The following is a 1265-nucleotide window of genomic DNA, read 5'->3' as shown; positions in this document are numbered from 1 at the left end:
GGGTCTGCTGCACGAATAGGTGACATCTGAGTTGGCTTGCCCGGGACGGGTGGGCTGAGAGGATGTCCAAGTGCCCAGGCCCTATCCCCAAGAGTTCCGCGACGACGTCGTGCGGGTCGCCCGCAATCGCGAGGACGGTGTGACCATCGAGCAGATCGCGACCGATTTCGGTGTCCACCCGATGACGTTGACGAAGTGGCTGCGTCAAGCCGACGTCGACGAAGGTGCCAAGCCCGGCCGAAGCACCGGTGAATCCGGTGAGCTACGGGATGCACGGCGTCGAATTAGGTTGTTGGAGCAAGAGAATGAGGTCCTGCGCCGGGCTGCTGCGTATCTGTCGCAGGCCAATCTCCCGGGAAAAGGTTCTACCCGCTCGTAAGTGAGCTCGCCGTCGACGGGATCCCCGTGGCGGTGACGTGTCGGGTACTCAAGCTCGCCCGCCAGCCCTACTACCGCTGGCGGGCCAACCCCATCACCGATGCCGAACTGACCGGGGCTCATCGGGCCAACGCATTGTTCGACGCCCATCGCGACGACCCGGAGTTCGGCTACCGCTACCTGGTCGAGGAGGCCCGCGACGCTGGTGTGCCGATGGCCGAGCGCACCGCGTGGCGAATCTGCACCACCAACCGGTGGTGGAGCGTGTTCGGGAAGAAACGCGGTAAGAGCGGGAAGCCCGGCCCACCCGTCCACGATGATCGCGTCGAACGCAACTTCACCGCAGATGCGCCAAACCAGTTGTGGCTCAGTGATATTACTGAACACTGGACGAGAGAGGGCAAGCTCTACCTCTGCGCGATCAAGGACGTGTACTCCAACCGTATCGTCGGTTACAGCATCGATTCTCGGATGAAGTCGCAGCTCGCAGTTGCCGCACTCGCCAGTGCCGTTGCCCGCCGCGGTGAGGTGGCTGGCTGCGTTCTACACACCGACAGGGGGTCGCAATTTCGCAGCCGAAAATTCGTCCACGCCTTGAGTCGCCACGACATGGTCGGATCGATGGGCCGCGTCGGGGCGGCCGGCGACAACGCCGCCATGGAGAGCTTCTTCAGCCTGCTACAGAAGAACGTCCTGAACCGTCGCCACTGGGACACCCGCGAACAGCTACGCATCGCGATCGTCACCTGGATCGAAAGGACCTACCACCGCCGCCGACGCCAGACTGCCCTGGGCCGGTTGACCCCGATCGAATACGAAGCAATCATGACCACACCGGCCAGTCAGGCCGCGTGACCGAAACTGTCACCTAATGGTGCAGCAGACCC

At 63.2% G+C, this 1265-nt stretch carries 1 protein-coding gene; it reads left to right on the top strand.

The window, feature by feature from the left end:
• The first annotated feature begins 70 nt into the window (after positions 1-70).
• Positions 71-1233, top strand: a protein-coding gene (locus ABZ195_RS28645) for an IS3 family transposase (protein ID WP_355223258.1) whose coding sequence is annotated in 2 segments (ribosomal slippage) — positions 71-355 and positions 358-1233 — 1161 coding nt in all. Because the reading frame shifts where the segments join, the coding sequence is not laid out codon by codon here.
• Positions 1234-1265 lie beyond the last annotated feature (32 nt).

This window comes from Mycobacterium sp. NPDC006124, from assembly GCF_040614235.1.
Taxonomy (GTDB): Bacteria; Actinomycetota; Actinomycetes; order Mycobacteriales; family Mycobacteriaceae; genus Mycobacterium.
Note: the sequence above shows the minus strand (reverse complement) of the source record. Positions and strands in the feature narration are given on the sequence as shown.